Source organism: Aminobacter carboxidus, assembly GCF_014863355.1.
GTDB classification, from domain to species: domain Bacteria; phylum Pseudomonadota; class Alphaproteobacteria; order Rhizobiales; family Rhizobiaceae; genus Aminobacter; species Aminobacter carboxidus.
Genome location: NZ_JACZEP010000001.1, coordinates 989,706 through 1,013,139 on the forward strand (window position 1 = coordinate 989,706; position 23,434 = coordinate 1,013,139).

Here is a 23,434-nt window from a genome sequence, read left to right on the forward strand (position 1 = left end):
TCAGTTGCTGCTCATGCGGGAGTTGGAATTGGCGGCCGCCTGGCGGTAGAGCGCCAGCAGCCGGGTTGTTTTCGGCGCGTGCTGCGCGCCGGGTGCGTTTGCCTGAAAGGCGGGAATTTCCTGCCAGCGGTGGCAAGCCACCAGCCGCCCATCACCGCCAGGAGAAAGGGCCGGGATGTCCCGTCGGCAGCGCTCGATCGCAAACGGGCACCTTGGGTGGAAGCGACACCCCGAAGGTGGATCGAGCGGACTTGGCATGTCGCCGGCCAGCGCAACGCTGGCCTGGCGGGCGCCCGGCCGCGGCACAGGTGCGGCGGCGAGGAGCGCTCTGGTGTAGGGGTGCGACGGCTGGTCGAAGATCGCCGCCTTCGGCCCGATCTCGACGATATTGCCAAGATACATCACCGCAACGCGATGGCTGATATGGCGGACGACGGAGAGGCCGTGAGAAATGAACAGGTAGCTCAGGCCCAGGCGATCCTGAAGGCTTTGCAGCAGGTTGACGATCTGTGCCTGAACCGAGACATCGAGCGCGGAGACGGGCTCGTCGCAGACGATCAGCCTGGGTTCGACAGCAAGCGCGCGGGCGATGCCGATGCGCTGGCGCTGACCACCGGAGAATTCGTGCGGATAGCGCCCGGCATGCCGCTTTGCCAGGCCAACCAGGCCAAGCAGTTCGGCGACCCTGTCATTGGCGCTGTTGCGGTCGGCCAGGCCATGCAGCAGCGCAGGCTCGGCGATCAGTTCGCCCACGGTCATGCGTGGGTTGAGCGAGCCGTAGGGGTCCTGGAAGATCAACTGGATACGCCGGCGCATGGCGCGCTGTTCGCTGGCGGTCTGTCCGGACAGCTCCCGGCCCTCGAACAGGATCCGGCCCGAGCTCGGCGCGGCCAGCCCGACCAGCATGCGTCCGGCGGTCGACTTGCCGCAGCCGCTTTCGCCGACCAAAGAGAGGGTTTCGCCCGGGGCGATGCCGAAGCTGATGTCATTGACGGCGCTCAGCGTCCGCTTCTGCCATGGCCAGGCGCCTGCGACGCTGAACGTCTTGCTCAGCCCTTCGACTTTCAGAAGTGGGGCAGATGCATCAGTGGGCGACGTCATTGTTGTCCTCCCCGGGTCAGGGTTTCCAGGAGAGGTGCGCGCCAGCAGGCGGACAAATGGCCCGGCCTGACGGTCTCAAGCGGCGGCGCCTCCATCGCGCAACGCTTGATGGCGAAGGGGCAGCGTGGCTGAAACCGGCAACCGGCGGGCAGCGCCAGCGGATCCGGCATGCTGCCTTCGATCGGCGTCAGCGTTTCGCTGTCGCCGTCGATCGAAGGCATCGAACTGAGCAGCCCGATCGTGTAGGGGTGCTCCGGACCGTCGAAGAGATCGGTGACCGGCGCGATCTCGACGATGCGGCCGGCATACATCACAGCGACGCGGTCGGCCATCTCGGCAACCACGCCGAGATCATGGGTGATCAGGATGATGGCCGCACCGCTATTCGCCTTGAGCTCGCGCATCAGGTCCAGAATCTGGGCCTGCACGGTGACGTCGAGCGCGGTCGTCGGTTCGTCCGCGATCAGCAACTCCGGCCGGCAGGCCAGCGCCATGGCGATCATCGCGCGCTGGCGCATGCCGCCGCTGAGTTCATGCGGATAACTCTTCATCCGGGCACGGGGCGAGGGGATGCCGGTCAATTCCAGCACTTCGACCGCACGGGCGCGCGCTGCCGCCTTGCCGACCGCCTCGTGCAACTGGATCGCCTCGACGATCTGGTCGCCGATCGTCTGCACCGGATTGAGCGATGTGTTGGGCTCCTGGAAGATCATGCCGATACGGCCGCCGCGAAAGTCACGCATCGCATGGGCTGGCTTGGTCAGCAGGTCATCGCCACGAAACAGGATCTCGCCTGTTGTGATTGCGCTTGGGACCAGTCGCAGCAGCGAAAGCGACATGACACTCTTGCCCGAGCCGGACTCGCCGACAATCGCCAGCGTTTCGCCGGCACGGACGCTGAAATTGACGTCGTCGACGGCAGCCACCGTGCCGCCCGCGGTATGGAAGCCGACCCGCAAGCCGCGGACCGCGATCAGGGGTATGTCTTGGGTCATCGCTGCAGCTTCGGGTCGGTGAGGTCGCGGAACGCATCCCCCAGCAGGTTGCAGGAAAGCACGATCATGAAGATCAGCAGGCTGGCTGCGGTCGAGACATGCGGTGCCAGGAATATGAAGCTGCGGCCTTCGGCAGCGATGCTGCCGAGTTCCGCCGTCGGTGGCTGCAATCCAAGGCCGAGGAAGCCAAGGGCTGCGGCCAGAAGGATCGTCTCGCCGAATTGCAGCGAGCAGTAGACGACGATAGGCGCGGCGCAGTTGCGCAACAGGTAACGCCGGATCAGGGCGCTGTCGGAAAGGCCGATCACGCGGCCGGCATCCATGTATTCGGCCTGCATCACCGAGGCGGCGGTGGCACGGGCAACGCGGGCGATGGGCGGCGCCGCAGACAGGCCCAGCGCAATCACCAGGCTGTCCATGCCAACGCCCAGCATGGCCGCCAGAGCGAGGCCAAACAGGATCGATGGAAACGACAAAAGGATGTCGACCAGCCGCATCAGTGGTCCTTCGAGCCTGCGGTAGAAGGCGGCGGCCAGGCCGATGCTGGTGCCGATCAGGCTGCCGACGACGATGCTGGCAAAGCCAAGCGCAAGTGTCGTCCGAGCGCCGTAAAGCAGTCGGGTCAGCAGATCACGTCCCTGGGTGTCGGTGCCCAGGAGATGGTCGCCACCCGGCGGGCGGAGCCGCATCCTGAGATTGGTGTCGTAGGGATCGAACGGCGCCAGAACGGGTGCCAGAATGGCCGCAACGACAATCAGGACCAGGAAGATCAGGGCGATGAGGGCCAGGGGATCGCGGGCGAGGTGCCGGAGCAGATGCGGTCGCGAAGCGCCGGCGGTGTTTGCCGTCTGGAGGGCGGTGGTGTCGGTGCTCATCGGACCTTGCTCCGGATGCGGGGATCGAGCAGGCCGTAGAGCGCATCGACAACGAAGTTGACCACGATGAAACCGCAGGCCAGCACGAGGATGCAGCCCTGGGCCATCGGAAAGTCGCTGGAGACGATGGAGCCGACCGCCAGCCGGCCGATGCCGGGCCAGCCGAAGATGGTTTCGGCGATAACCGCGCCACCGAGCAGCGAGCCGATCTGCAGGCCGATCAGCGTCACGACAGGTATCAGCGCCGTGCGCAGCGCATGTCGTGTGACGACGCGGAACTCAGATGCTCCCTTGGCGCGGGCGGTGCGGATGAAGTCGGCACCCAGCACCTCGACAACCGCGGTGCGGGTCATCCGCGCCACCGGCCCGATGAAGATGAGCCCCAGCGTCAGCGCCGGCAGTGCGACATGGTGCAATCCGCTGAGCGTCCAAAGCGGCCCGCCCCGGCCTTGCAGCGGAAACAGCTGCCAGCGGAACGCGGCGAACTGCAACAGCAGAAGCCCGACCCAGAAAGCAGGAACGGAGACGCCTGCCACCGACAGCGCGGTGACGGCTCGGTCGAAGACCTGCCCACGGCGCATGGCAGCAAGCGTGCCCAGCAGGATGCCAAGCGGGACCGCCCAGATCAGACTTGCCACCATCAGTTCGATGGTCGGCCCAAGCGCCGTCATAAGCTCTCCGGCGACCGGCGCGTTGTTGATGATCGACCGGCCGAGATCGCCTTGCATGACACGCAGCAGATAGAACCAGAACTGCATCATGATCGGGGCGTCGAGGCCGAGCTGGCGCCGGATGTCTTCGATTTCGGCAGCCGTACCCGACGGTCCGGCGATAATGGTGGCGGGGTCTGTCGGGATGACCTGAAGCATCAGGAAACCGACCAGAAGCACACCGAGCAGCACAGGTATCGAGGTCAACAAGCGCCAAAGGAGCTGTCGCGTCACGTTGTCTTCTCCCAAGCGGGCATCATTTCAAGGTTTCGGGGCTGGCCCGAATCCTGGCGTTCGAGCGGTCCACCGCACCGGCAGTCATGCCGGGCGCGGTGGACCGTCGCCGTCATTTTGCCAGCTTGAGGTCCAGCCCGTTGTATAGGGGCGCACCGCTGATGCCATGCGGCTTGAACGGCGCAACGCGCGACCCAGCCACCACCACCAGCTTCTCGTTGACCAGAGGCTTCCACAATACGGCGTCGTGGATGATCGCTCCGGCCTCGGCGAAGGCGGCAAAGCGCGCTTCCGCCGAAGTCGCGCGGTTGCCGGCGTCGATCAGTTGATCGGTCTTGGGATCGTTCCAGTTCATCCGGTTGGGCGTCGGCATGTTCGACGACAGGAAGTACAGGTTCATGGCGTCGCCCGCGCTCAGATACGGATAGCTCATCTGATACAGGTCGAAATCCTGGGTCTTCAGCTTGCCCCATACGATCGTCGGATCGTAGAGCTCGACCTTCAGATCGACGCCGATCTTGCGCAGATCACCCTGGATGGTCTCGGCCATCTGCTTGTCTGAATCGCCGGTGAAGCCATAGAAGATCAACGACAGAGGCTTGCCGTCCTTCATGCGGACGCCGCCGTCCTTGGAGACCCAGCCTGCCTCGTCGAGCAGCGCCTTGGCCTTTTCGGGATCATAGCCGAATGCGTCCAGCTTCATGTCAGGATTGAAGTCGCGCGCGGCCTCGGAATAATAGGACTTGGCCGCCTCGGCCTCGCCGAAGAAGATCGCATCGGCGATGGCGCTCTGGTCGATTGCCAAGCTTAGCGCTTCGCGGACGCGTTTGTCGCCCAGATCGGGGCGCGTGATCTTCATGCCGACATAATGCGTGCGGAAGCCGGCTTCGGGCCGCAGCAACTGGATCGAAGGTGTCGCCTGCAACTGTGAGATAGCCCAGGCGGGCACCGCGAAGGACACGTCGCCTTCGCCGGTCTGCAAGGCGGCGGCAAGGGTCGCCTCTTCTGGCACGATCTTCCAGACGATTTTCGCCACCTCTGCCGGTCCGGGATTGGTCATGAAGGAAGGCCCCCAGCGATAGCCCTCGTGACGGGTCAAAACGGTCTGGGTGCGCGGGGTCCACGACTGGAAGCAGAACGCTCCGGTGCCGTTGAAGGCGGCGACGCCGAAATCATCCTTCAGTGCGGTCGCCTGGTCCGGATCGATGATGATGAAGTTGAACTGCGTCATCTGGTACAGCAGTTCCGAATAGGGCTCCTTCAACTTGTATTCGACGGTGTAGTCGTCGAGCGCCTTTACGCTTTCGACCTTGCCGGCCTTCCATTTGCTGACGCCCGGGAAATCCGGATTGAGCCAGCGATCCATCGTGCCGACCACTGCCTTTGCGGTGAAAGGCTTGGCATCGCAGAAGCTTACGTCGCGGCGCAGGTGAAAGGTGTAGGTGAGGCCGTCGGCGCTGACCTCCCAACGCTCGGCCAGGCCGGGGCGGAGGGTCTTGAGATCATGGTCGAGCGTCACCAGCGTTTCGCCGACCATGTAGAGAATTTCGGCTGCGGCGAGCGCCGTGGAGCGCTGCGGATCGTAGCGGTCCGCATCGCTGATGCGCAGGACCACAGCCGTATCAGGCTCCTGCGCCATGGCGGCCGTCGTTGCCAATGCGAGCGAAAGCATGCATCCGGCCGCTCGTTTTCCGATCATTCCCATTAACTCACTCCCCGTTGTCGTTGGACGCCGTTCCGGCAAAGCTTCGGTCAGCGCCAAGCCGCTTCCCTGAAAGGAACGGCCTGGCGTCAAAACCGAGATCGAAATGTCCGGCGTCGTGAGCTGAAGAGTAGAGTGGCCGGCGACGGTCGTTCAAACGATAAGATCGCGTCAAATCATTCCTCTACGGAATGAACTGTCGTTTCGGGTCGACGTGGTGCCTGGTCGCCAATGGTGGGTGGCCGTTTGGACGCCGCCACCTCGTCCAAGAGCCACTGCCTGAAGGCCTGCACCGCCGGCAAATGGCTTTTCCGTTCCGGACAGACGAGGAAATAAGATTCCGGACTTTTCATCGGTCGGCCGAAAGGCGCGACCAACGTGCCGTCGGCCAGCTCGACCTCGATCATGAACTTTGGGACGATCGCCATGCCCATGCCGCTGATGGTTGCCTGGATGATCATTTCGAACTGTTCGAAGCGGACACCGTGGAAAGGATTGACCGAGGTGTCATCTGCTCTTTGCAGCCAGTCCTTCCAGGCGCGCGGCCGGGCTCGATGATGCAAAAGGGCGACCCGTCCGAGATCGGCAACGCTGCTCACCGGTCCGTTCGGCGCCATCAGCGAGGGCGCGCAGACCGGAACGACCTCTTCCTCCATCAGCCGGTCGGAAATGCCGCCGGGCCATGGTTTTTCGCCGAAATAGATGGCGACGTCGATGTTTTCCTCGACCAGGTCGAACGGCCATGTTCGTGCCGTCAGGTTGAGCGCGATCCTGGGGTGACGCTCCCTGAAGCGGCCGATCCTGGAGGCGAGCCAGCGCGAGCCGAAGGTCGGCAGCGTGGCGATGTTGAGCATGCCGCCGCCGCCCTGGAAGGCAAGTGCCTCCATCGTCGCCGATTCGAGGATCTCGAGGGCCTCGCGCACCCGAGCGAGATAGAGCTGCCCGGCCTCGGTCAAAACGATGCGCTGCCGGATGCGTTCGAACAGGCGCAGGCCGAGGAATGATTCGAGTGACTGGACCTGCTTGCTGACCGCGCTCTGCGACAGGTTCAGCTCTTCGGCGGCGCGGGTAAAGCTCGAATGACGCGCCGCCGCCTCAAAGATCGTCAGCGAGGGTAGCGAAGGCAAAACGCGGCGCATGACGATTCCGAACTGGGCACTGCAATGATGGCGGCGACTATGGAGCGCTTGTCGCTGCGCCGCAATCGGGCCAGTGAGTTGGCGTCCCCGCGGTTCAAAGTACAATTTTTGCGAGGATCGCGGCGGCCGAACCTATGATCGACACCACCATGAATATGGCGGCGACGGTCTCGATGCCGGACGTGCTTACCCTTTGTGGCACGAACCGCTCGAACGGATCCCCCGATGAGAAGACCTGCAGTCGGTCGTACCACTGCAATCCGTGATCAATAGCGCTGAGCCACATTTTCGTTCGCCACCCAATGGCGCCAACGCGTGGAGCGCCGGCTTGCGTGGCACCAATACGTCTCGACACATAGGGTTTCGAGGTGACAGCGACGGCTGGAAAATCAAAATGTCATAAGGATTTGGCGGCAGGGGGGCGCTGGCCGTCCTCAATCAACGCGACCTAGGATATCCGGCGGCGGTAAGTGGCCATCGCACAGATGCACGCCGCCCGTCACATAGGCAAGAGCTGTCCCGAACACCACGAGGCGCATGCCGGCAAGCAATATCAGAGGGAGTTTGGTGGGCGATGACGGGCTCGAACCGCCGACATCTTCGGTGTAAACGAAGCGCTCTACCAACTGAGCTAATCGCCCCAACCGCGCGGACCAATAAGCGGTTCGCCTGTGATCCGCAAGTTCAAATGCATGCCGCTGGGGCAGGTGAAGCGGTCAGAAAGCCGGGTTTTGTGGACATCGAAAAATAGACGACAAAGTTTGTCGATTATCTCCTCGATGTCGCTTGACACCTCCCATCGAACCCCGTAATTCACCGCCAACGACGCGGCGCCCAGCGCCAACGTCCAGAGCGCGGGTGTAGCTCAGTCGGTTAGAGTGCCGGCCTGTCACGCCGGAGGTCGCGGGTTCGAGCCCCGTCACTCGCGCCAGTTTTTCAAAGGCTTAGCCTTTGCCGACTGATCCTCTAGGTTAAGTTTTACCCGAGCGCCGAATGGTGTTGGGAAACACAGATTTCTCCAAATCTCCAAACATGTTCGTGCTGCCATTGTTCGCAGCATGCAGTCGCGAATCGCGTTGCCGGAAAAGTCCGCCGTTGATGATTCGTGCTGGCAGGCGATGCCTCCTGTGGGGCGTCTGTCATTTTTTTGTTCGCGCGCTGTTTTGCAAAATGATTCCGGCATCACGCAGAGTCGCAGAGCGGCCTGCGTTCCAGAACATGCGATGCGCGCGACAGATATCTGAACCTGTGGATGACGTTTCCGGGCGCCGCCTCAGGCCGCGTGGCTCAGAGGTACTGGCCGAGCTTCTTGCCGGTCTTGATGAAGCGAAGCGGGTCGACCGCTTCGCCGTCGCGCCGCACCTCGTAGTGCAGGTGCGGGCCGGTCGAGCGGCCACTGCTGCCAACTTCGCCGATCTCGTCGCCAACCGCGATCTGTTGATCGGGGGCGACAAGAATCTTGCTGAGATGGGCGTAGCGCGTGGTGAAGCCGCCGCCATGGTCGATCTCGACCATGCGGCCATAGCCGCCGTTCCAGCCCGCCTTGATGACCGTACCGGCAGCCGTGGCGCGCGCGGGCGAGCCGTAGGGGGCGCGAAAATCCATGCCCGAATGCAAAGCCGGCGTGCCGATCAGCGGATCGGTGCGGACCCCGAACGTGCTGGAGATCGAACGGCCGGCGGCCGGATTGGCGAGCGGCAGCTTACGCGCCTCCTTCTTCAGCCGGTCGAGCGTGTCGAGCGCCTCGTCGAGCTCCTTGACCTTACTGTCGAAGGCCATCGGGTTGTCGAGCGGCACCAGCGGGCCGCCAACACCCGACTTGCCGAAATCCGCGGAGACGGGAAGGCCGGCATTCTCGAGCGCGTCGGTGATAGCGCCTGCGGTCTGATAGGCATTGTCGGCCAGGGCATCGATGCGCTCGACCTGGTCGTCCTCGATGCTGCGCAGCGACTTGTTGATGGCGACGAACAGCTTATCGGCACGGTCAGCCCGACTTTCGCTGTCGGGCTCGGCCGACCTTGTCGACCAGAACGAGAATGGGCGCACGGCCGCGGCGTCAGCCGCCGCATAGGCGAGGGGCTGCCCTGTTGGAACGGAGATGTCGGCGCGCTCGTCGGCTGCCTTACCGTCAGAAACGGGTTCCGTCACTTCGGACGCTTGCGCCTTGTCGAGGATCGGGCCGAGCCTGCCGTTGCGCTGGCTGAGCTGCGATTGCCGCTCCAGCAATTCGCTGACCTTGGTTTCCATCAACTGCTGGTCGAGCAATTGCCGGCTGGTGATGCGGTCGACCTGGGCGCGCAGCGCCGAGATGCGGTCTTCGTAGGCGTGCTGCATGCGTGCCTGGCGCGCGGTCGCAGCGCCGATCAGGTCGTCACGCAGCACGAGGTAGGAGGTGGCCAGGAGGTAGCTGATGGCGACGGCGGCGAGCGCCGAACCGGCGGCCGCGGCGACCCAGGGACGCACGGTGAAATGTCGTATCTCGTTGCCGCGTGCAATGATGACGGTATGGGGTTCTTTACGCCTGCCGAACACGGCGGACTGACTTGCTGCTTTCACCGGACCGAACTCTCATCACGAGACAGCGACGATCCGATTACACATTATTAGGGTTAACAAAGCTTTGCGCTGCCGGGGCGATGCCAATCCGAGGCGTTGAGCGTCGGCCAAGAAAAATCCTCGCCAGGAAAATAATGGCGAGGATTTCTTTGTAAAAGACTTTCTGGCGCGTTACTTGGTTGTCGTATTTACAGTCACATGAAGACATATGACGTAGTTGCATCGGCAAACCGCGCTGTTTAGCGAAGGAATAGCCAAAGAAGAATGATGATCGGGATCGGAATGCCGATCATCCAGAGGATGATGCTGCGGAACATCTTGTTTCTCCAAATAAGGTCGTCCGGACAGAAACGCCGGGAGAGGGCATCGGTTCCGCAATGCGATATTAGCTAGAGCGTTTTCACGGCCTCCAGTACCTCGGTGGCGTGGCCGGGCACCTTCACCTTGCGCCAGATCCTTGCGATCTTGCCATCGGCGCCAATCAGGAACGTCGAGCGTTCTACGCCCATATACTTGCGGCCATACATCGTTTTTTCGGTCCATACGCCATAGGCCTCGAGCGCCTTTCGCTCTTCGTCGGCGACAAGGTCGATGCCAATTTGGTGCTTGGCCTTGAATTTGTCGTGTTTCTTGGCGCTGTCGGGCGAAACGCCAATGACCACCGCGCCAGCCTTTTCGAACTGGGTCTTGAGTTGGGTGAAGTCGATCGCCTGGGCCGTGCAGCCTGATGTATCGTCCTTGGGATAGAAATAGAGGACAACAGGTTTGCCGCCGAAGTCGGAAAGCGTCAGAATGCCCCCGCCGTCGCGCGGCAGCGTGAATTGCGGGGCGGTTTGGCCTGTGTCGAGTTCAGACATATCGATACCCTTGTTTGAAGTTACGGGGTGAGCCGGCAAGGATGTCAGGTTAATAATGCCGGACTTGGATTCGTCCACGACCGAAACGACTACGGGACATAGCGTGGATCAGGAAGTGCCCCGGCACGAGAAAATCCGGTTCAGGCGCGATGAGATTACCGATCTCGGCGCCTTGCCGTCGGCTGCGGGCCAGGAGCTGCCGCGTCCACGTCCGTCCGTGCGGCGGCGCGCGGGTCATTGCGTCCTTGCCGCGGTCGCGGTTGTTGGCTCGCTGGTGCTTCTGGCGATCATCGCCATCGAAGCGCTCAGCTATTCCGGTTTCGGCCAGGACCGGCTGCGCGCAGAGGCCGAGCATGCCATCGAAGGCCTGGCCGGCGTTGATGTCGACGTCTCGATGGGGCAGGCGCGGCTGACGCTCGATGGCCTCAGGCTGATCGCGGTCGAGGTTCCCGACGTCAAGCTCACGCGCGCCGAGGGCTCGCCGATGGCCGAAGCAGGCCTGATGCGCTTCGGCATCCGTCTTCTGCCGTTGCTCACAGGCAATGTCCGTCTCGGCAACGCCAGCATTTCCGATGCGCGGATCGTCGTCGATGCGATGCCGGCCGGCGGCGGTTCCGATTGGAGTTCTGCCCTGCGCAACCAGGACGGCCTCGTCGATCCGCAGAAACTGCTGGACGAGACATTCCGCGGGATTCGCCGCGGCTTTGACGCGGTCCAGTATGACGCCATGCGCGAAATCGCGCTCGGCAACGTCGATTTCGTCCTGCCTTCGGGCGGTGAGGTCAACATCGTGCGTGTCATCGACGCCTCGCTGGCCAAGACGCGAACGGGCGAGCTGCGTGTCGCAGCCAACTTCGACATTGACGGCCGCGACGTCGAACTGTCCGCCTCGGCTGCCCGCGAGAACGGCACCAACCGGGTCGCGGCACTGGATGCGACGGTCTCGATGACCGACCCGTTCGCTGGCAAGACCGACATTCCGGCTGCCAAGGCAAGCCGCATCGGCTCGGCCGAACTGGTCATCACCGGCAAGGAAGGCGTCGACGGTGACGGCTCCGAACTGATCGCCAGAGGATCGATCGGCAAGTCGACGCTGGATCTTCACGAGCGCGGCCAGCTTGTCGGTGACGTCACCGTCGACCTGCGTCTCGCCAGCGGCGACAACAAGCTCGACATCCGCAAACTGCTTGTCTCGACCGGCCGTTCGACGTTTGATTTTGGAGGAGCGATCGGCCCGCGCCCGGCGACGGGTGTCGCCAGCGACAATCCCGCCTACCGGTTCGAGCTGATCAGTCGCGATTCGCAGCTGGCACCGGGTGAATCGCCGGAGCCTGCGCTCAATTTCCTGGCGCGTGTTGCCGGAACCTATGACATCATCACCAAGACGCTGTCCGCCGAGCAGATCGGCCTGAAGTCTGGACCAGGCGGCGAGGCGCTCGGCAAGGCAGCGGTCCAGTTCGTCGAAGGCAAGGCTCCAGGCATTTTCGTCGCCTTCAACATCCACAACATGTCGGTCGCGCATGTGAAGCAGTTGTGGCCGTGGTTTTCGGCGCGAAATGCCCGGCTCTGGGTGTTGCAGAACCTCTATGGCGGGCGCGTCGTCGACGGCAACGTCCAGTTCGACGTCAAGCCGAACCGGCTCGGCAATGGCGTGCCGCTCAACGCACAGGAAGTGTTCGGCCGTTTCGAAATCGATGGTTCGCGCTTCGATACGGCCGGCCGCATTCCGCCGATCCGCGACGCGAGGGGCATCGTCGAATTCCATGGCAACGACGTCGACGTATCGCTGTCCCAAGGCACGGTCTTCATGCCCAGCGGCCGCACGGTTGCCGCGAGCAACGGCAAGCTCAAGGTCGTCAAGGCCAACGTCATGCCGGTTATCGGTTCGCTAGACATCGATGTCGAGGGCAGCGCCGATGCGATCGCCGAACTGGCATCCTACGAGCCCATCAATGCAATGCGCCACGTCGGCATCCTGCCCGAGGAATTGACGGGCGACGTCACCGGCAACGTCAAGGCCGACATCCCGCTGACCAGCGGCATCGACACCGACAAGCTCGATTGGAAGGTGGCGCTTGACTATGACGGTCTGGCCGTCGCCAAGGAGTTCGACGGCCAGAAGCTGTCGGAAGCTGACGGCAACATTACTGTCACGCCCGACAAGGCCGTCATCGTGGCCAAGGGAAAGCTCAATGGCGTTCCGGCGGAACTCGACCTTGTCGAGCCGCTGCGCGACAACGACGTCGACAAGCAACGCAATGTCCAGTTCGTGCTCGACGACAAGGCGCGCAATGCCCTTATTCCCGGCCTGTCGGACATGCTCTCGGGAACCATCAAGGTCGATGTCGAGCAGCCCGAGCAGGGCAAGCGCAACATCACTGCCGATCTGACCGCGGCGAAGCTCGACCTTCCCTGGGTAGGATGGAGCAAGGGGCCTGGCATCGCTGCCGAGGTGTCATTCACCATGACGACTGACGGCGGCAGGTCGACGCTGTCCGATTTCAATCTCGATGGAAAGACGTTCGCTATCAAGGGTGACGTCGCGCTCGCCAATGGCAGCCTGTCTTCTGCCCGCTTCGCTCAGGTGCAACTCAATCGTGGCGACGATGTCGCTGTAACCATCAAGCGTTCCGGCAAGGGCTATGCGGTCCAGGTCAAAGGCAATTCGCTCGATGCGCGCGCGCTGATCAAGCAATTCATGTCCGACGTCGACAGCGCGACGAAATCGACGGGGTCGAATTCCATATCGGTCACCGCCAATGTCGATACCCTGGTGGGTTTCAGCAACGAGAAGCTCTCGAATGTCAGCCTGGAGTATTCGGGCGCTGGCTCGAAGGTCGGCGGGCTCAAGGTCAGCGCGGCCGCCAGTTCCGGCGGGCTGATTACCGTCAGCAACACACTGCAAGGTGGCGGGCGCCGTCTGGACGTCCGATCTGCCGATGCCGGTGCGATCCTACGCTTCCTCGATGTCTATGCGCGCATGCAGGGTGGATCGCTGGCGCTGGCGCTGGAATCGGCAGGCGAGGGGCCGCTCAAGGGCCAGGTCGACGTGCGCGAGTTCGTCGTCGTCGACGAACCGCGGCTTGCATCGATCGTCTCCAGCAAGCCGGCCGGCGACAATCGCAGCCTCAGCCAAGCCGTGCGCAAGGACATCGACACCTCGCGTGTCCGCTTTGAGCGTGGTTTTGCCGAGATCGACAAGCGCTCGAAATATCTGGCTCTGGAAAACGGCGTCCTGCGTGGGCCATTGATCGGAACGACCTTCCAGGGCGTGCTTTACGACCAGCAGGGCCAGATGAACATGACCGGCACTTTCATGCCGGCCTATGGCCTCAATCGCATCTTCGGCGAGCTGCCGCTTGTCGGCGTCATCCTGGGTAACGGCCGCGACCGCGGCCTGATCGGCGTCACCTACAAGCTGTCGGGCGACGCCAATGCACCCAAGCTGCACGTCAACCCGTTGTCGGTTATCGCACCCGGCATCTTCAGGGCGATCTTCGAGTACTGAGCGCGCAAAAGGCGCTGGTCTCCAGACGTGAAAATGGCCGGCCCAGACGTGAAAATGGCCGGCAATGCCGGCCATTTTGCTATCCTGCGAGGAGCGCCCGTCAGGCCGGGCGCACCAGGATGTGCTTCTTCTTGCCGAGCGACAGCTTGACCACGCCTTCCGGCGTCAGATCTGCCGTCGTCACCGCGCGGCGCTCGTCATTGACCGACTGGTCGTTGATACGCACAGCGCCACCCTGAACGTGCCGGCGTGCCTCGCCGTTGGACGCGGCAAGTCCGGCCCTAACGACCAGGGACAGCAGGCCGATGCCTGCCGTCAGCTCGTCGCCTGCGACTTCAACCGTCGGCAGCGTGTCGGCGAGCGCGCCTTCCTCGAAGGTCTTGCGTGCGGTGTCAGCCGATTGCTCGGCAGCGTCGCGGCCGTGCAACATCGCGGTCACTTCGGTCGCCAGCACCTTCTTGGCGTCGTTGATTTCCGAGCCGCCAAGCACCGCCAGACGCGCGATCTCGTCGAGCGGCATTGCCGTGTAGAGCTTGAGGAAGCGCTCGACATCGGCGTCTTCGGTGTTGCGCCAGTACTGCCAGAAATCATAGGGCGACAGCATGTCGGCATTGAGCCAGACAGCACCGTTCATCGACTTGCCCATCTTGGCGCCGGAAGAGGTCGTCAACAGCGGCGAAGTGAGTGCGTAAAGCTGAGGGGTACCGAGGCGATGGCCAAGGTCGATGCCGTTGATGATGTTGCCCCACTGATCCGAGCCGCCCATCTGCAGGCGCAGGCCATAGCGTTTGTTGAGCTCGACGAAGTCGTAGGCCTGCAGGATCATGTAGTTGAATTCGAGGAACGACAGCGACTGCTCGCGGTCGAGGCGCTGCTTGACGGAATCGAAGCTCAGCATCCGGTTGACCGAGAAATGCTGACCTACATCGCGCAGGAATTCGAGATAGTTGAGCGGCAACAGCCACTCGGCGTTGTTGACCATCATTGCGTCGCGAGGACCGTCGCCGAAGGTCAGGTAGTTCGAAAACACCTGCTTGATGCCGTCGATGTTCGACTGGATCATCTCCGGCGTCATCAGCTTGCGCGCCTCGTCCTTGAACGACGGGTCGCCGACCATGCCGGTGCCGCCGCCCATCAGCGGCACGGGGCGATGGCCGGTCTTCTGCATCCAGTACAGCATCATGATCTGGATCAGGCCGCCGGCATGCAGGCTCGAAGCCGTCGGGTCGAAGCCGATATAGGCCGACACGGTTTCCTTGCAGAAGAGATCGTCGAGGCCGGCATCATCGGAGGTCTGATGGATGAAGCCGCGCTCGGAAAGGGTGCGCAGGAAATCGGACTTGAAGGCAGACATTGGTTTTCTCTCTCGGCGGACGATTGGTACAGTCGATCCGGCTTTGGATCGGCGACGCGAGGGCTTTAGCATCTGAAGCGCGGGAATCACAAGGATGGCGGGTCGATGGTGGCAATCAATGCAATCGGATTGATGAGCGAGAGGTCGGCAGGCATCGACCCGTTGGCCTGCGTCACGCCGTCGGCGGCTGAACTGAGGGTGTAATGGCCGAAGAAACCATACTGGAAACGCCACGTCTGCTGCTCCGCACCTGGCGTGACGAGGATCTGGACGATCACGTCTGGCTGCATTCGCAGGTCGACGCCTCGCGCTACCTCTCACGCGACGGCAAGCCCTGGACGCGTGAAGAAGCAGCCTCGCGGATGGCGGGCTGGGTCGAGGAATATCGGCAGTTTGGCATCACCAAGCTGAAGCTTGTGCGCCAAGAAGACGGCCGCTTCATCGGCCGTGCCGGTTTTTCGCTGTTTGCAGCCACCGGCCAGTTCGAGCTGGGCTACGCGATCGCGCCAGAATTCTGGGGGCAGGGCTACGCCACGGAGATAGCCGCAGCGCTGCCTGGTTTGGTCTTCGACCGCAACATCCGGGACGAGTTCATCGCCTTTGCCCATGTCGACAATGCCGCTTCGCTAAAGGTGCTGGAAAAGATCGGCATGCGCTACCAGCACACCGGTCTGATGAACGGCCTTTTGGCTCGCGTCTATGCGATGAGCCGCGCCGACGCAGCTGTACCTGCGACCGGTGGCCTGCCAGCCGGGCTCTGATCAAGGGACTTCATCAAAGTTTCATTCAGGCGTCACCCGCCCGACATGGCGTGGACCTAGCTGGGGGGCGTTCCTTCAACCAATCGGGGTCCACCATGCGACGCTCTCTCTATCTGGCTGCAGCCGTTGTTGCGCTCACCACCGCCTCCGCTTTCGCGGACGAGGCGGAATTCAAGGCAACGCTCGCCGGCCACGCGATCCTGCCGGCGAACACCATCATCGCAGCGCCTGAAAATGCGCCCGAGCACCTGCGGACGTCGGGCAAGTTCACCACCCCCGACCGCAAGCGGGCCGAAGGCCTCGGCACCGTACCGGGCAAGGATGGCGTGCGCCTGACCGGACTCTCGCTGCCCTTCGACGGCCAGCCCGTGCAGGGCTTCTCAGGCATCAAGGCAGTCGGCGATGGCACGTTCTGGTCGCTGTCGGACAATGGCTTCGGCAACAAGCTGAACTCCACCGACGCAGCACTGATGTTGCATCACATCTCGTTTGACTGGGACAAGGGCACGATGAACCGCATCAAGACCCTGTTCCTGACCGATCCCGACCGCAAGGCACCGTTCCCGATCGTGCTCGAAGGCTCCGACACCCGCTTCCTCACCGGCGGTGATTTCGACGTCGAGTCGATCCAGCCGGTTGCCGACGGCTTCTGGGTCGGCGAGGAGTTCGGCCCCTATCTGCTGAAGTTCGATCTCGATGGCAAGCTGACCGACGTCATCGGCACCGTCGTCGATGGCAAGCCGGTCAAGTCGCCCGACCATCCGACGCTGACGCTGCAGGCCAACCCGTCGCTGCCGATGCCGGCCTTCAAACTCAAGCGCTCCGGCGGCTATGAGGGCCTCGCCCAGTCGAAGGACGGCTCCAAGCTCTACGGCCTGCTCGAAGGCGCGCTGTTCAAGGAAGACGGCACCATGGAGCAGGCCGAAGGCAACCGCGCGCTACGTGTCGTCGAGTTCGACGTCGCCAAAAAGGAATGGACCGGCCGCAGTTGGCTCTATCCGTTGTCGGCCGGCGGCGATGCCATCGGCGACTTCAACATGATCGATGCCACCACCGCCCTCGTCATCGAGCGCGACCAGGGCGTCGGCACAGCTGCCAAGAAATGCGTCGATGCCAAGAACCCGCAGCCGGACTGCTTCGCCAACCCGGCTCTGTTCAAGCGAATCTACAAGATCGAGATGTCCGACGCCAATGTCGGCGGTGCGGTCCGCAAGATCGGCTACATCGACCTGATGAACATCGCCGATCCCGACAACAAGAAGCGCCAGGGCGGCGGCGAGGGCTTCTACGACATGCCTTTCAACACCATCGAGAACGTCGATCTCGTCGACGACACCCACATCGTCGTCGGCGACGACAACAACCTGCCGTTCTCGGCTGGCCGCTCGCTTGATAAGGCCGACGACAACGAGTTCGTGCTGCTCGAAGTGGGCGAATTCCTCAAGGCCAAGTAATGCTCTGCTTGAGCTTAACAGATCCGGGCTGCGCTTGCGGCCCGGATTCACTTTGTCAAATTCCGGCGCCAAGTAGTTTGCGGTACAACAGGAGCCCGTCGTCCGGTGCTTCGGCCTGAAGTGAGGCGCTTTCGTCGCGCGTGGCTACGACCGCATGGGCGGGGCTTGCCGGATCCAAGACATAGGCGACCCAGCCGGCGCTGGGGACGTCGATGCGCCGCGACACCTCGGCGTCATCGAACCACGCGGCATAGGCCATAAGGTCTTCGTTGCGAAACGGCCGGAAGCTGATTTCGCCCATCCCGTCTTACGACGCCTGCGACAGGTGCAGCAGCGGGAAGGGCTTGCCCTGACTGTCGAGGTCGGAGCGTCCGATCTGTTTGAAACCGCATTTGAGATAGAAGGCGACACCACCCGGGTTCTGCTCGTTGACGTCGACTTCAAGCGGCCCCCTCAGCCGGCCGACATGCTCGATCAGGGCCTTGCCGATGCCCTTGCCATGCTGGCTGGCGCCCACGAACAGCATTTCGACCTTCTGGCCGTCCAGGCCGATGAAGCCGAGGGGCGTGCCGTGCTCCTCGGCCACCAGCACTTCGAGCGCCGGCAGGTAGTTGTCGCGGACGAGCGGGCGGAAGAACTGGATGTCGTCTTCGCTGAGGAAGTCATGCGTGGCGCGCACTGCATCCTCCCAGATGGCAACGAGCACGGCGTTGTCGGCCGCGATGCGGGGACGGATGTTCACGAGAGAGGCTCCAGGTCGGAAGGGCTATTCGCCCGCGAGCCCGCCATATTGGCGGACCAGTTGCGCCATGCCGCCGGCCGGCTTCTGCTCGGCCGCGATGCCTTCGGCCACGCCGATGCGGTCGCCGACGGGCCGGTTCTGGCTGACCTTCCACTTGCCGTCGATGGCGGTGATGTCGATTTCGAGCCCGATGATGCCCTTGATCTGGGCCGCGATGTAGGTGTCAGGCGCATCGGTCACCTGCCAGGGCTCCGTCCGCCCGGCTTCCTGGCTGGCGGTAAGCTCGGCGATCTGGCCGGCGAGCCAGTCCTTGTCGTCGATCACCCGCGCCGTGCCGCGCACCTGCACGGTCGCATAGTTCCAGGTCGGAACAACCTTGCCGGTTTCGCGCTTGGTCTCGTACCAGGACGGGGTGACGTAGCTGTCCTCGCCCTGGAACACCACCAGCACCGGCATATCAGGCGTTTCGGCCAGCAGCCGCCATTGCGGGTTGGCCCGCGCCAGATGGGCGCGCAGCCTGCCGTTGGGCCCGGTATCGGCGTCGAGCAGGAATGGCAGCGGATTGGCCACCGGGCCTTCCGATCCGTTGCTGATCAGAAGGCCAAGCGGGTGGTTGCGGATCAGCGCATGCAAAACGTCCGGCCGCGTCTCGCGAAACAGCGGAGGCTGATACATGCGCGGAGCTCCTTTTAGCGCAGGCGCTTCGGACGCGGGTCCGAAAGCTCACCGGCGAGGCGACGGTCGAGGTAATCGGCGCATTCTTCGATCACCAGCTCCGGATCGTTGCCGAAGAAATGGTTGGCGCCGGCAAGCGTCTTCTGGGTGATGGTGATGCCCTTTTGCGTGTGCAGCTTGTCGACCAGGCCCTGCACATCCTTCGGCGGCGCCACCTTGTCGGCGTCGCCATGGATGATCAGGCCTGACGACGGGCACGGTGCCAGGAACGAGAAGTCGTAGGTGTTGGGCTGCGGCGCGACCGAAATGAAGCCTTCGATCTCCGGCCGGCGCATCAGAAGCTGCATGCCGATCCATGACCCGAAGGAATAGCCGGCAACCCAGCAGCTCTTGGAATCGGGATGCAGCGACTGCACCCAGTCGAGTGCTGCGGCCGCGTCCGACAATTCACCGGTGCCGTGGTCGAATTCGCCCTGGCTGCGGCCGATGCCGCGGAAATTGAAGCGCAACGTGGTGAAGTCGCGCTTCTGGAACATGTAGAAGAGGTCGTACACGATCTTGTTGTTCATCGTGCCGCCAAACTGCGGGTGCGGGTGCAGTATGATGGCGATCGGCGCGTTCTTTTCCTTGGACGGCTGATAACGACCTTCCAGGCGACCCGCCGGACCGGTGAAAATGACCTCTGGCATAAACTACTCCACTTGACGCAAAGCCGATGAAACAATCCTGTGGCCAGCCTTGACGCGAGGGACGCGCCTTCTTAGAAGCTAGTTTAGAACTGTTCAAAACTGGGTGGCGAGACCGCCCGTTTGGCAAAGCGGGTAGATAGGACGGCTCGCCTTGGAATTTCAAGGAAATTGCGCGTCCCGACACCCAAACGTGATTTGACAGGGCAGATTGAACGGAAATGGCCGGATCGCGCGCCTATCTCGACTACAATGCCAGTGCGCCGCTGCTGCCGGCAGCGCACGCGGCTGTGGTTGCGGCGCTCGATGTTGCAGCCAACCCATCGTCGGTTCACAGCGAGGGCAGGGCAGCCCGCAAGATCATCGAGGATGCCAGGCGCGACGTCGCCGCCTTCGTCGGCGCCAAGGCTGAGCATGTCGTCTTTACCTCGGGCGCTACCGAAGCAGCGACCACGCTGCTTTCGCCCGAATGGCGCATGGGCCGCGGTGCTGTGCGCATGTCCAGGCTCTATGTTACCGAGGCAGATCATCCGTGTCTGCTGAACGGCGGCCGTTTCCCGGCTGAGCGGGTCACTAGGCTTGGTGTCGATGGCAACGGGATCATCGATCTCGCCGCCCTGGAAACAGCGCTCGCGACCCACGACAAGTCCGATGGCCTGCCGCTGGTGGCGATCCATGCCGCCAACAACGAGACTGGCGTCATCCAGCCCGTCCGCGACATCGCCAGGCTGGTGAAGGCGGCGGGCGGTGTGCTCGTGCTCGACGCGGTCCAGGCTGCAGGGCGCATTCCTCTCGACATGTCAGAGGGTTATGCCGACTATCTGATTCTCTCTTCGCACAAGATCGGCGGACCCAAAGGCGCGGGAGCGATCGTCGCCACTGCCGACCTGATGATGCCCGCGCCGCTGGTCACTGGCGGTGGCCAGGAAAAGGGCCATCGTGGTGGCACTGAGAACCTGCCGGCGATTGCAGGATTTGGCGCTGCGGCGCGCGACACTCTGGCCGGATTGGCCGCGATCGACGCGGTTCGCACCATGCGTGACCGCATCGAAAACACGATCATGCGGCTCGTTCCCGATGCGGAAATCTTCGGAAAGGCAGCCGAACGGCTTGCCAATACGACATTCTTCGCTATTCCGGGCGTCAAGGCCGAGACGGCACAGATCGCCTTCGATCTCGCGGGCGTAGCACTCTCGGCCGGATCCGCGTGTTCGTCGGGCAAGGTCGGTCCCAGCCATGTGCTGAAGGCGATGGGCTTTGCCGACAATCTCGGCGCGCTGCGCGTGTCGATCGGCCGGAACACGGCCGAGGCGGACGTTGAGAAATTCGAGACGGCTCTTGCAGCGCTTCTTTCGCGCCGCGCGGACCGTACGAAAGCCGCCTGATCGGCGGGAAATTTGGCCCAAGGGCCGGTGAACGGGTGTGTCAGGGGCGCTGAAGGCGTTCTTCCGGGTGAATTCCCGGCAAAAGCACACTATATGGAACTTACGCCGCTCCAGCGGTGCCATAGTTTGAAAACTGTCGGGCCTTGACCCCGGCGTGGATGGAGAACGCTTATGCCTGCTGTGCAGGAAACGATCGAGCAGGTCCGCAAGATCGACGTCGACCAATACAAGTACGGCTTCGAATCGTTCATCGAGATGGACAAGGCCCCCAAGGGCCTGAGCGAAGACATTGTCCGCTTCATCTCGGCCAAGAAGGGCGAACCGGAATGGATGCTCGAATGGCGTCTCGGTGCCTATCGCCGTTGGCTGACGCTTGAAGAGCCGAACTGGGCGCGCGTCGACTATCCCAAGATCGACTTCCAGGACATCTACTTCTACGCCGCTCCCAAGAGCACGCCCGGACCGACCTCGCTCGACGAAGTCGATCCCGAGATCCTGAAGGTCTACGAAAAGCTCGGCATTCCGCTCCGCGAGCAGGAAATTCTTGCCGGCGTGCAGAAGCAAGCGGCTCCGATCGACGGCCTGTCGGACGAAGAGGCTGGCGACAATGTCTACAAATCGGGCCGTGTCGCTGTCGACGCCGTGTTCGATTCGGTGTCCGTCGTCACCACCTTCAAGGATGAGCTGGCCAAGGCCGGCGTCATCTTCTGCTCGATCTCGGAAGCCATCCGCGAGCATCCCGAACTGGTGAAGAAGTATCTCGGCACCGTCGTGCCGACCTCCGACAACTACTATGCGACGCTGAACTCGGCCGTCTTTACCGACGGTTCGTTCGTCTACGTGCCCAAGGGCGTGCGTTGCCCGATGGAGTTGTCGACCTACTTCCGCATCAACGAGAAGAACACCGGCCAGTTCGAACGCACGCTGATCATCGCCGAGGAAGGCGCCTACGTCTCTTATCTCGAGGGCTGCACAGCACCCCAGCGCGACGAAAACCAGCTTCACGCCGCAGTCGTCGAGCTCGTGGCCCTCGACGATGCCGAGATCAAGTACTCGACCGTCCAGAACTGGTACCCGGGCGATGCCCAGGGCAAGGGCGGCATCTACAACTTCGTCACCAAGCGCGGCGACTGCCGTGGCGACCGCTCGAAGATCTCGTGGACCCAGGTTGAAACCGGTTCGGCCATCACCTGGAAGTATCCGTCCTGCATCTTGCGCGGCGACGACAGCCGTGGCGAGTTCTATTCGATCGCGGTTTCGAACGGCTACCAGCAGGTCGATAGCGGCACCAAGATGATCCACCTCGGCAAGAACACGTCGAGCCGCATCATCTCCAAGGGCATCGCCGCAGGCTTTTCGCAGAACACCTATCGCGGCCAGGTCTCGGCCCACCGCAAGGCGACCAATGCGCGCAACTTCACCCAGTGCGACTCGTTGCTGATCGGCAACCAATGCGGCGCGCATACCGTGCCCTATATCGAGGCCAAGAACTCGTCGGCGCAGTTCGAGCACGAGGCGACCACCTCGAAGATCTCCGACGACCAGAAGTTCTACGTCATGCAGCGCGGAATTCCCGAAGAGGAAGCGATCGCGCTGATCGTCAACGGCTTTGTCAAGGAAGTCATCCAGGAACTGCCGATGGAGTTCGCCGTCGAGGCGCAGAAGCTCATTGGCATCAGCCTTGAAGGAAGCGTTGGCTGATGGACCCGGTGTCGATGGTCTTTTACGCGGTCGTTTGCGGCGGGCTCGCCGCGACAGCACCGTCATTCCAGTCGCGCCCGGCGCGACTGGTTGTCGGGACCATCACCGGCATCATCGCTGCAGCCCTTTTGCCGTTGCTGCGGCGCACATTCGGGATCTGAGATCCCGACGTCGCGCCGTCAACGTCAGTGACAGGAATTGCGCCGCCTGCCTCGGCGCCAGAAGTGAAGAAAGCTGAAGAAAATGCTTGAGATCAAGAACCTGCATGCCCGTATCGCCGAGAGCGGCACCGAAATCATCCGCGGCCTGAACCTTACGGTGAAAGCCGGCGAAGTCGCTGCCATTATGGGCCCCAACGGCTCGGGCAAGTCGACGCTGTCCTACATCCTCGCCGGCCGCGACGATTATGAAGTGACCGAGGGCGACATTCTCTACAACGGCGAGTCGATCCTGGAGATGGATCCGGCCGAGCGCGCCGCCAAGGGTCTGTTCCTGGCGTTCCAGTATCCGATGGAGATACCCGGCGTTGCCACGATGGAGTTCCTCAAGGTCGCGATGAATTCGCAGCGCAAGGCGCGTGGCGAGGAGCCGCTCAAGGTTCCGGATTTCATCAAGCGCGTGAAGGAGGCCGCCGGTACGCTGGAGATGGACTTCAACATGCTCAAGCGCCCGGTCAATGTCGGCTTCTCCGGCGGCGAGAAGAAGCGCGCCGAGATCCTGCAGATGAAGCTGCTGGAGCCAAAGCTGTGCGTGCTCGACGAGACCGATTCCGGCCTCGACATCGATGCACTCAAGATCGTCTCCGACGGTGTCAATGCGCTGCGTTCGCCTGACCGCGCCATCATCGTCATCACTCACTACCAGCGCCTGCTCGACCACATCGTGCCGGATACGGTGCACGTGCTCTACAAGGGCCAGGTCATCAAGTCGGGCGACAAGTCGCTGGCACTCGAACTCGAAGAGAACGGCTACGCCGGGATCATCGAAGAGGCGGCTTGA

Annotated in this window: 21 protein-coding genes and 2 tRNA genes; 8 read left to right on the forward strand and 15 right to left on the reverse strand. The window is 62.7% G+C overall.

Translation table 11 applies throughout. The annotated features are described in order from the left end of the window. From IHE39_RS04625 to IHE39_RS04660, 8 genes are all read right to left on the reverse strand, one after another. Positions 1 to 1,101 carry an ABC transporter ATP-binding protein gene (locus IHE39_RS04625; RefSeq protein WP_184768921.1) on the reverse strand — a complete coding sequence of 367 codons (1,101 nt, stop codon included), beginning with the start codon at positions 1,099 to 1,101 and terminating at the stop codon, positions 1 to 3. Then, positions 1,098 to 2,096 carry an ABC transporter ATP-binding protein gene (locus tag IHE39_RS04630; RefSeq protein WP_192565653.1) on the reverse strand — a complete coding sequence of 333 codons (999 nt, stop codon included), beginning with the start codon at positions 2,094 to 2,096 and terminating at the stop codon, positions 1,098 to 1,100. Before IHE39_RS04630 ends, IHE39_RS04625 begins: the two co-directional genes overlap by 4 nt. Continuing rightward, positions 2,093 to 2,971 carry an ABC transporter permease gene (locus IHE39_RS04635; RefSeq protein WP_192565654.1) on the reverse strand — a complete coding sequence of 293 codons (879 nt, stop codon included), beginning with the start codon at positions 2,969 to 2,971 and terminating at the stop codon, positions 2,093 to 2,095. The genes IHE39_RS04630 and IHE39_RS04635 overlap by 4 nt, the downstream gene beginning before the upstream one ends. Then, positions 2,968 to 3,915 carry an ABC transporter permease gene (locus IHE39_RS04640; RefSeq protein ID WP_165915944.1) on the reverse strand — a complete coding sequence of 316 codons (948 nt, stop codon included), beginning with the start codon at positions 3,913 to 3,915 and terminating at the stop codon, positions 2,968 to 2,970. The genes IHE39_RS04635 and IHE39_RS04640 overlap by 4 nt, the downstream gene beginning before the upstream one ends. 112 nt (positions 3,916 to 4,027) lie before the next feature. Further along, positions 4,028 to 5,587, reverse strand: a complete 1,560-nt coding sequence (locus IHE39_RS04645) for an ABC transporter substrate-binding protein (protein ID WP_192565655.1) — start codon at positions 5,585 to 5,587, stop codon at positions 4,028 to 4,030. Positions 5,588 to 5,793: 206 nt separating this feature from the next. Then, positions 5,794 to 6,756: a transcriptional regulator GcvA gene (gcvA, locus tag IHE39_RS04650; RefSeq protein WP_192565656.1), complete on the reverse strand. Its 963-nt coding sequence runs from the start codon at positions 6,754 to 6,756 to the stop codon at positions 5,794 to 5,796. Positions 6,757 to 6,850: 94 nt separating this feature from the next. Continuing rightward, entirely contained in the window at positions 6,851 to 7,042 is a 192-nt protein-coding gene (locus IHE39_RS04655; RefSeq protein ID WP_192565657.1) for a hypothetical protein, read from the reverse strand. A 279-nt stretch (positions 7,043 to 7,321) separates the two neighbouring features. Further along, positions 7,322 to 7,397, reverse strand: a tRNA-Val gene (locus IHE39_RS04660). Positions 7,398 to 7,610: 213 nt separating this feature from the next. Here IHE39_RS04660 and IHE39_RS04665 point away from each other — a divergent pair. Next, a tRNA-Asp gene (locus IHE39_RS04665) sits at positions 7,611 to 7,687 on the forward strand. 356 nt (positions 7,688 to 8,043) lie between these two features. On the opposite strand, the gene IHE39_RS04670 is transcribed toward IHE39_RS04665, so the two are convergent. Together IHE39_RS04670 and bcp are read right to left on the reverse strand one after the other, a co-directional pair. Next, complete coding sequence (locus IHE39_RS04670) at positions 8,044 to 9,312, reverse strand: peptidoglycan DD-metalloendopeptidase family protein (RefSeq protein ID WP_192565658.1); 1,269 nt, start codon at positions 9,310 to 9,312, stop codon at positions 8,044 to 8,046. Between the two features lie 389 nt (positions 9,313 to 9,701). Further along, positions 9,702 to 10,169 (reverse strand): thioredoxin-dependent thiol peroxidase, encoded by a 468-nt coding sequence (gene bcp / locus IHE39_RS04675; protein WP_192565659.1) that lies wholly within the window; start codon positions 10,167 to 10,169, stop codon positions 9,702 to 9,704. Positions 10,170 to 10,272: 103 nt separating this feature from the next. On the opposite strand from bcp, the gene IHE39_RS04680 reads away from it, so the two are divergent. Continuing rightward, complete coding sequence (locus IHE39_RS04680; RefSeq protein ID WP_192565660.1) at positions 10,273 to 13,677, forward strand: YhdP family protein; 3,405 nt, start codon at positions 10,273 to 10,275, stop codon at positions 13,675 to 13,677. A gap of 100 nt (positions 13,678 to 13,777) precedes the next feature. On the opposite strand, the gene tyrS is transcribed toward IHE39_RS04680, so the two are convergent. Further along, positions 13,778 to 15,031, reverse strand: coding sequence for a tyrosine--tRNA ligase (gene tyrS / locus IHE39_RS04685; protein WP_192565661.1), 1,254 nt, complete (start codon positions 15,029 to 15,031; stop codon positions 13,778 to 13,780). Positions 15,032 to 15,234: 203 nt separating this feature from the next. On the opposite strand from tyrS, the gene IHE39_RS04690 reads away from it, so the two are divergent. Continuing rightward, on the forward strand, positions 15,235 to 15,792 hold the full coding sequence (locus IHE39_RS04690) for a GNAT family N-acetyltransferase (protein ID WP_192565662.1): 558 nt from the start codon (positions 15,235 to 15,237) through the stop codon (positions 15,790 to 15,792). A 95-nt stretch (positions 15,793 to 15,887) separates the two neighbouring features. Then, positions 15,888 to 17,246 carry an esterase-like activity of phytase family protein gene (locus IHE39_RS04695; RefSeq protein WP_192565663.1) on the forward strand — a complete coding sequence of 453 codons (1,359 nt, stop codon included), beginning with the start codon at positions 15,888 to 15,890 and terminating at the stop codon, positions 17,244 to 17,246. A gap of 55 nt (positions 17,247 to 17,301) precedes the next feature. Here the strand turns inward: IHE39_RS04695 and IHE39_RS04700 are convergent, their stop codons facing one another. The 4 genes from IHE39_RS04700 to IHE39_RS04715 are packed head-to-tail and all read right to left on the reverse strand — an operon-like array spanning position 17,302 to position 19,352. Next, entirely contained in the window at positions 17,302 to 17,547 is a 246-nt protein-coding gene (locus IHE39_RS04700) for a hypothetical protein (RefSeq protein ID WP_192565664.1), read from the reverse strand. 6 nt (positions 17,548 to 17,553) lie between these two features. Next, on the reverse strand, positions 17,554 to 17,988 hold the full coding sequence (locus IHE39_RS04705) for a GNAT family N-acetyltransferase (protein WP_192565665.1): 435 nt from the start codon (positions 17,986 to 17,988) through the stop codon (positions 17,554 to 17,556). A gap of 24 nt (positions 17,989 to 18,012) precedes the next feature. Beyond that, positions 18,013 to 18,663, reverse strand: coding sequence for an FMN-binding negative transcriptional regulator (locus IHE39_RS04710; RefSeq protein ID WP_192565666.1), 651 nt, complete (start codon positions 18,661 to 18,663; stop codon positions 18,013 to 18,015). Positions 18,664 to 18,677: 14 nt separating this feature from the next. Next, a complete protein-coding gene (locus IHE39_RS04715) occupies positions 18,678 to 19,352 on the reverse strand; it encodes an alpha/beta hydrolase (protein ID WP_184768933.1) in 675 nt (224 codons plus the stop codon). 218 nt (positions 19,353 to 19,570) lie between these two features. On the opposite strand from IHE39_RS04715, the gene IHE39_RS04720 reads away from it, so the two are divergent. The 4 genes from IHE39_RS04720 (at position 19,571) to sufC (ending at position 23,434) form a co-directional block, all read left to right on the forward strand. Beyond that, entirely contained in the window at positions 19,571 to 20,734 is a 1,164-nt protein-coding gene (locus tag IHE39_RS04720; protein ID WP_192565667.1) for a cysteine desulfurase family protein, read from the forward strand. A gap of 171 nt (positions 20,735 to 20,905) precedes the next feature. Further along, a complete protein-coding gene (gene sufB / locus IHE39_RS04725) occupies positions 20,906 to 22,435 on the forward strand; it encodes a Fe-S cluster assembly protein SufB (protein WP_184768935.1) in 1,530 nt (509 codons plus the stop codon). Continuing rightward, entirely contained in the window at positions 22,435 to 22,596 is a 162-nt protein-coding gene (locus IHE39_RS04730; protein ID WP_184768936.1) for a hypothetical protein, read from the forward strand. The genes sufB and IHE39_RS04730 overlap by 1 nt, the downstream gene beginning before the upstream one ends. An 82-nt stretch (positions 22,597 to 22,678) precedes the next feature. Next, positions 22,679 to 23,434, forward strand: coding sequence for a Fe-S cluster assembly ATPase SufC (gene sufC / locus IHE39_RS04735; RefSeq protein WP_108608421.1), 756 nt, complete (start codon positions 22,679 to 22,681; stop codon positions 23,432 to 23,434).

Coding starts and splice junctions, on each gene's coding strand:
- IHE39_RS04625 (WP_184768921.1), bottom strand. CDS start 1,101: ATGACGTCGCCCACTGATGCATCTGCCCCACTTCTGAAAGTCGAAGGG.
- IHE39_RS04630 (WP_192565653.1), bottom strand. CDS start 2,096: ATGACCCAAGACATACCCCTGATCGCGGTCCGCGGCTTGCGGGTCGGC.
- IHE39_RS04635 (WP_192565654.1), bottom strand. CDS start 2,971: ATGAGCACCGACACCACCGCCCTCCAGACGGCAAACACCGCCGGCGCT.
- IHE39_RS04645 (WP_192565655.1), bottom strand. CDS start 5,587: ATGCTTTCGCTCGCATTGGCAACGACGGCCGCCATGGCGCAGGAGCCT.
- gcvA (WP_192565656.1), bottom strand. CDS start 6,756: ATGCGCCGCGTTTTGCCTTCGCTACCCTCGCTGACGATCTTTGAGGCG.
- IHE39_RS04655 (WP_192565657.1), bottom strand. CDS start 7,042: ATGTGGCTCAGCGCTATTGATCACGGATTGCAGTGGTACGACCGACTG.
- bcp (WP_192565659.1), bottom strand. CDS start 10,169: ATGTCTGAACTCGACACAGGCCAAACCGCCCCGCAATTCACGCTGCCG.
- tyrS (WP_192565661.1), bottom strand. CDS start 15,031: ATGTCTGCCTTCAAGTCCGATTTCCTGCGCACCCTTTCCGAGCGCGGC.
- IHE39_RS04690 (WP_192565662.1), top strand. CDS start 15,235: ATGGCCGAAGAAACCATACTGGAAACGCCACGTCTGCTGCTCCGCACC.
- IHE39_RS04695 (WP_192565663.1), top strand. CDS start 15,888: ATGCGACGCTCTCTCTATCTGGCTGCAGCCGTTGTTGCGCTCACCACC.
- IHE39_RS04700 (WP_192565664.1), bottom strand. CDS start 17,547: ATGGGCGAAATCAGCTTCCGGCCGTTTCGCAACGAAGACCTTATGGCC.
- IHE39_RS04710 (WP_192565666.1), bottom strand. CDS start 18,663: ATGTATCAGCCTCCGCTGTTTCGCGAGACGCGGCCGGACGTTTTGCAT.
- IHE39_RS04715 (WP_184768933.1), bottom strand. CDS start 19,352: ATGCCAGAGGTCATTTTCACCGGTCCGGCGGGTCGCCTGGAAGGTCGT.
- IHE39_RS04720 (WP_192565667.1), top strand. CDS start 19,571: ATGGCCGGATCGCGCGCCTATCTCGACTACAATGCCAGTGCGCCGCTG.
- sufB (WP_184768935.1), top strand. CDS start 20,906: ATGCCTGCTGTGCAGGAAACGATCGAGCAGGTCCGCAAGATCGACGTC.
- IHE39_RS04730 (WP_184768936.1), top strand. CDS start 22,435: ATGGACCCGGTGTCGATGGTCTTTTACGCGGTCGTTTGCGGCGGGCTC.
- sufC (WP_108608421.1), top strand. CDS start 22,679: ATGCTTGAGATCAAGAACCTGCATGCCCGTATCGCCGAGAGCGGCACC.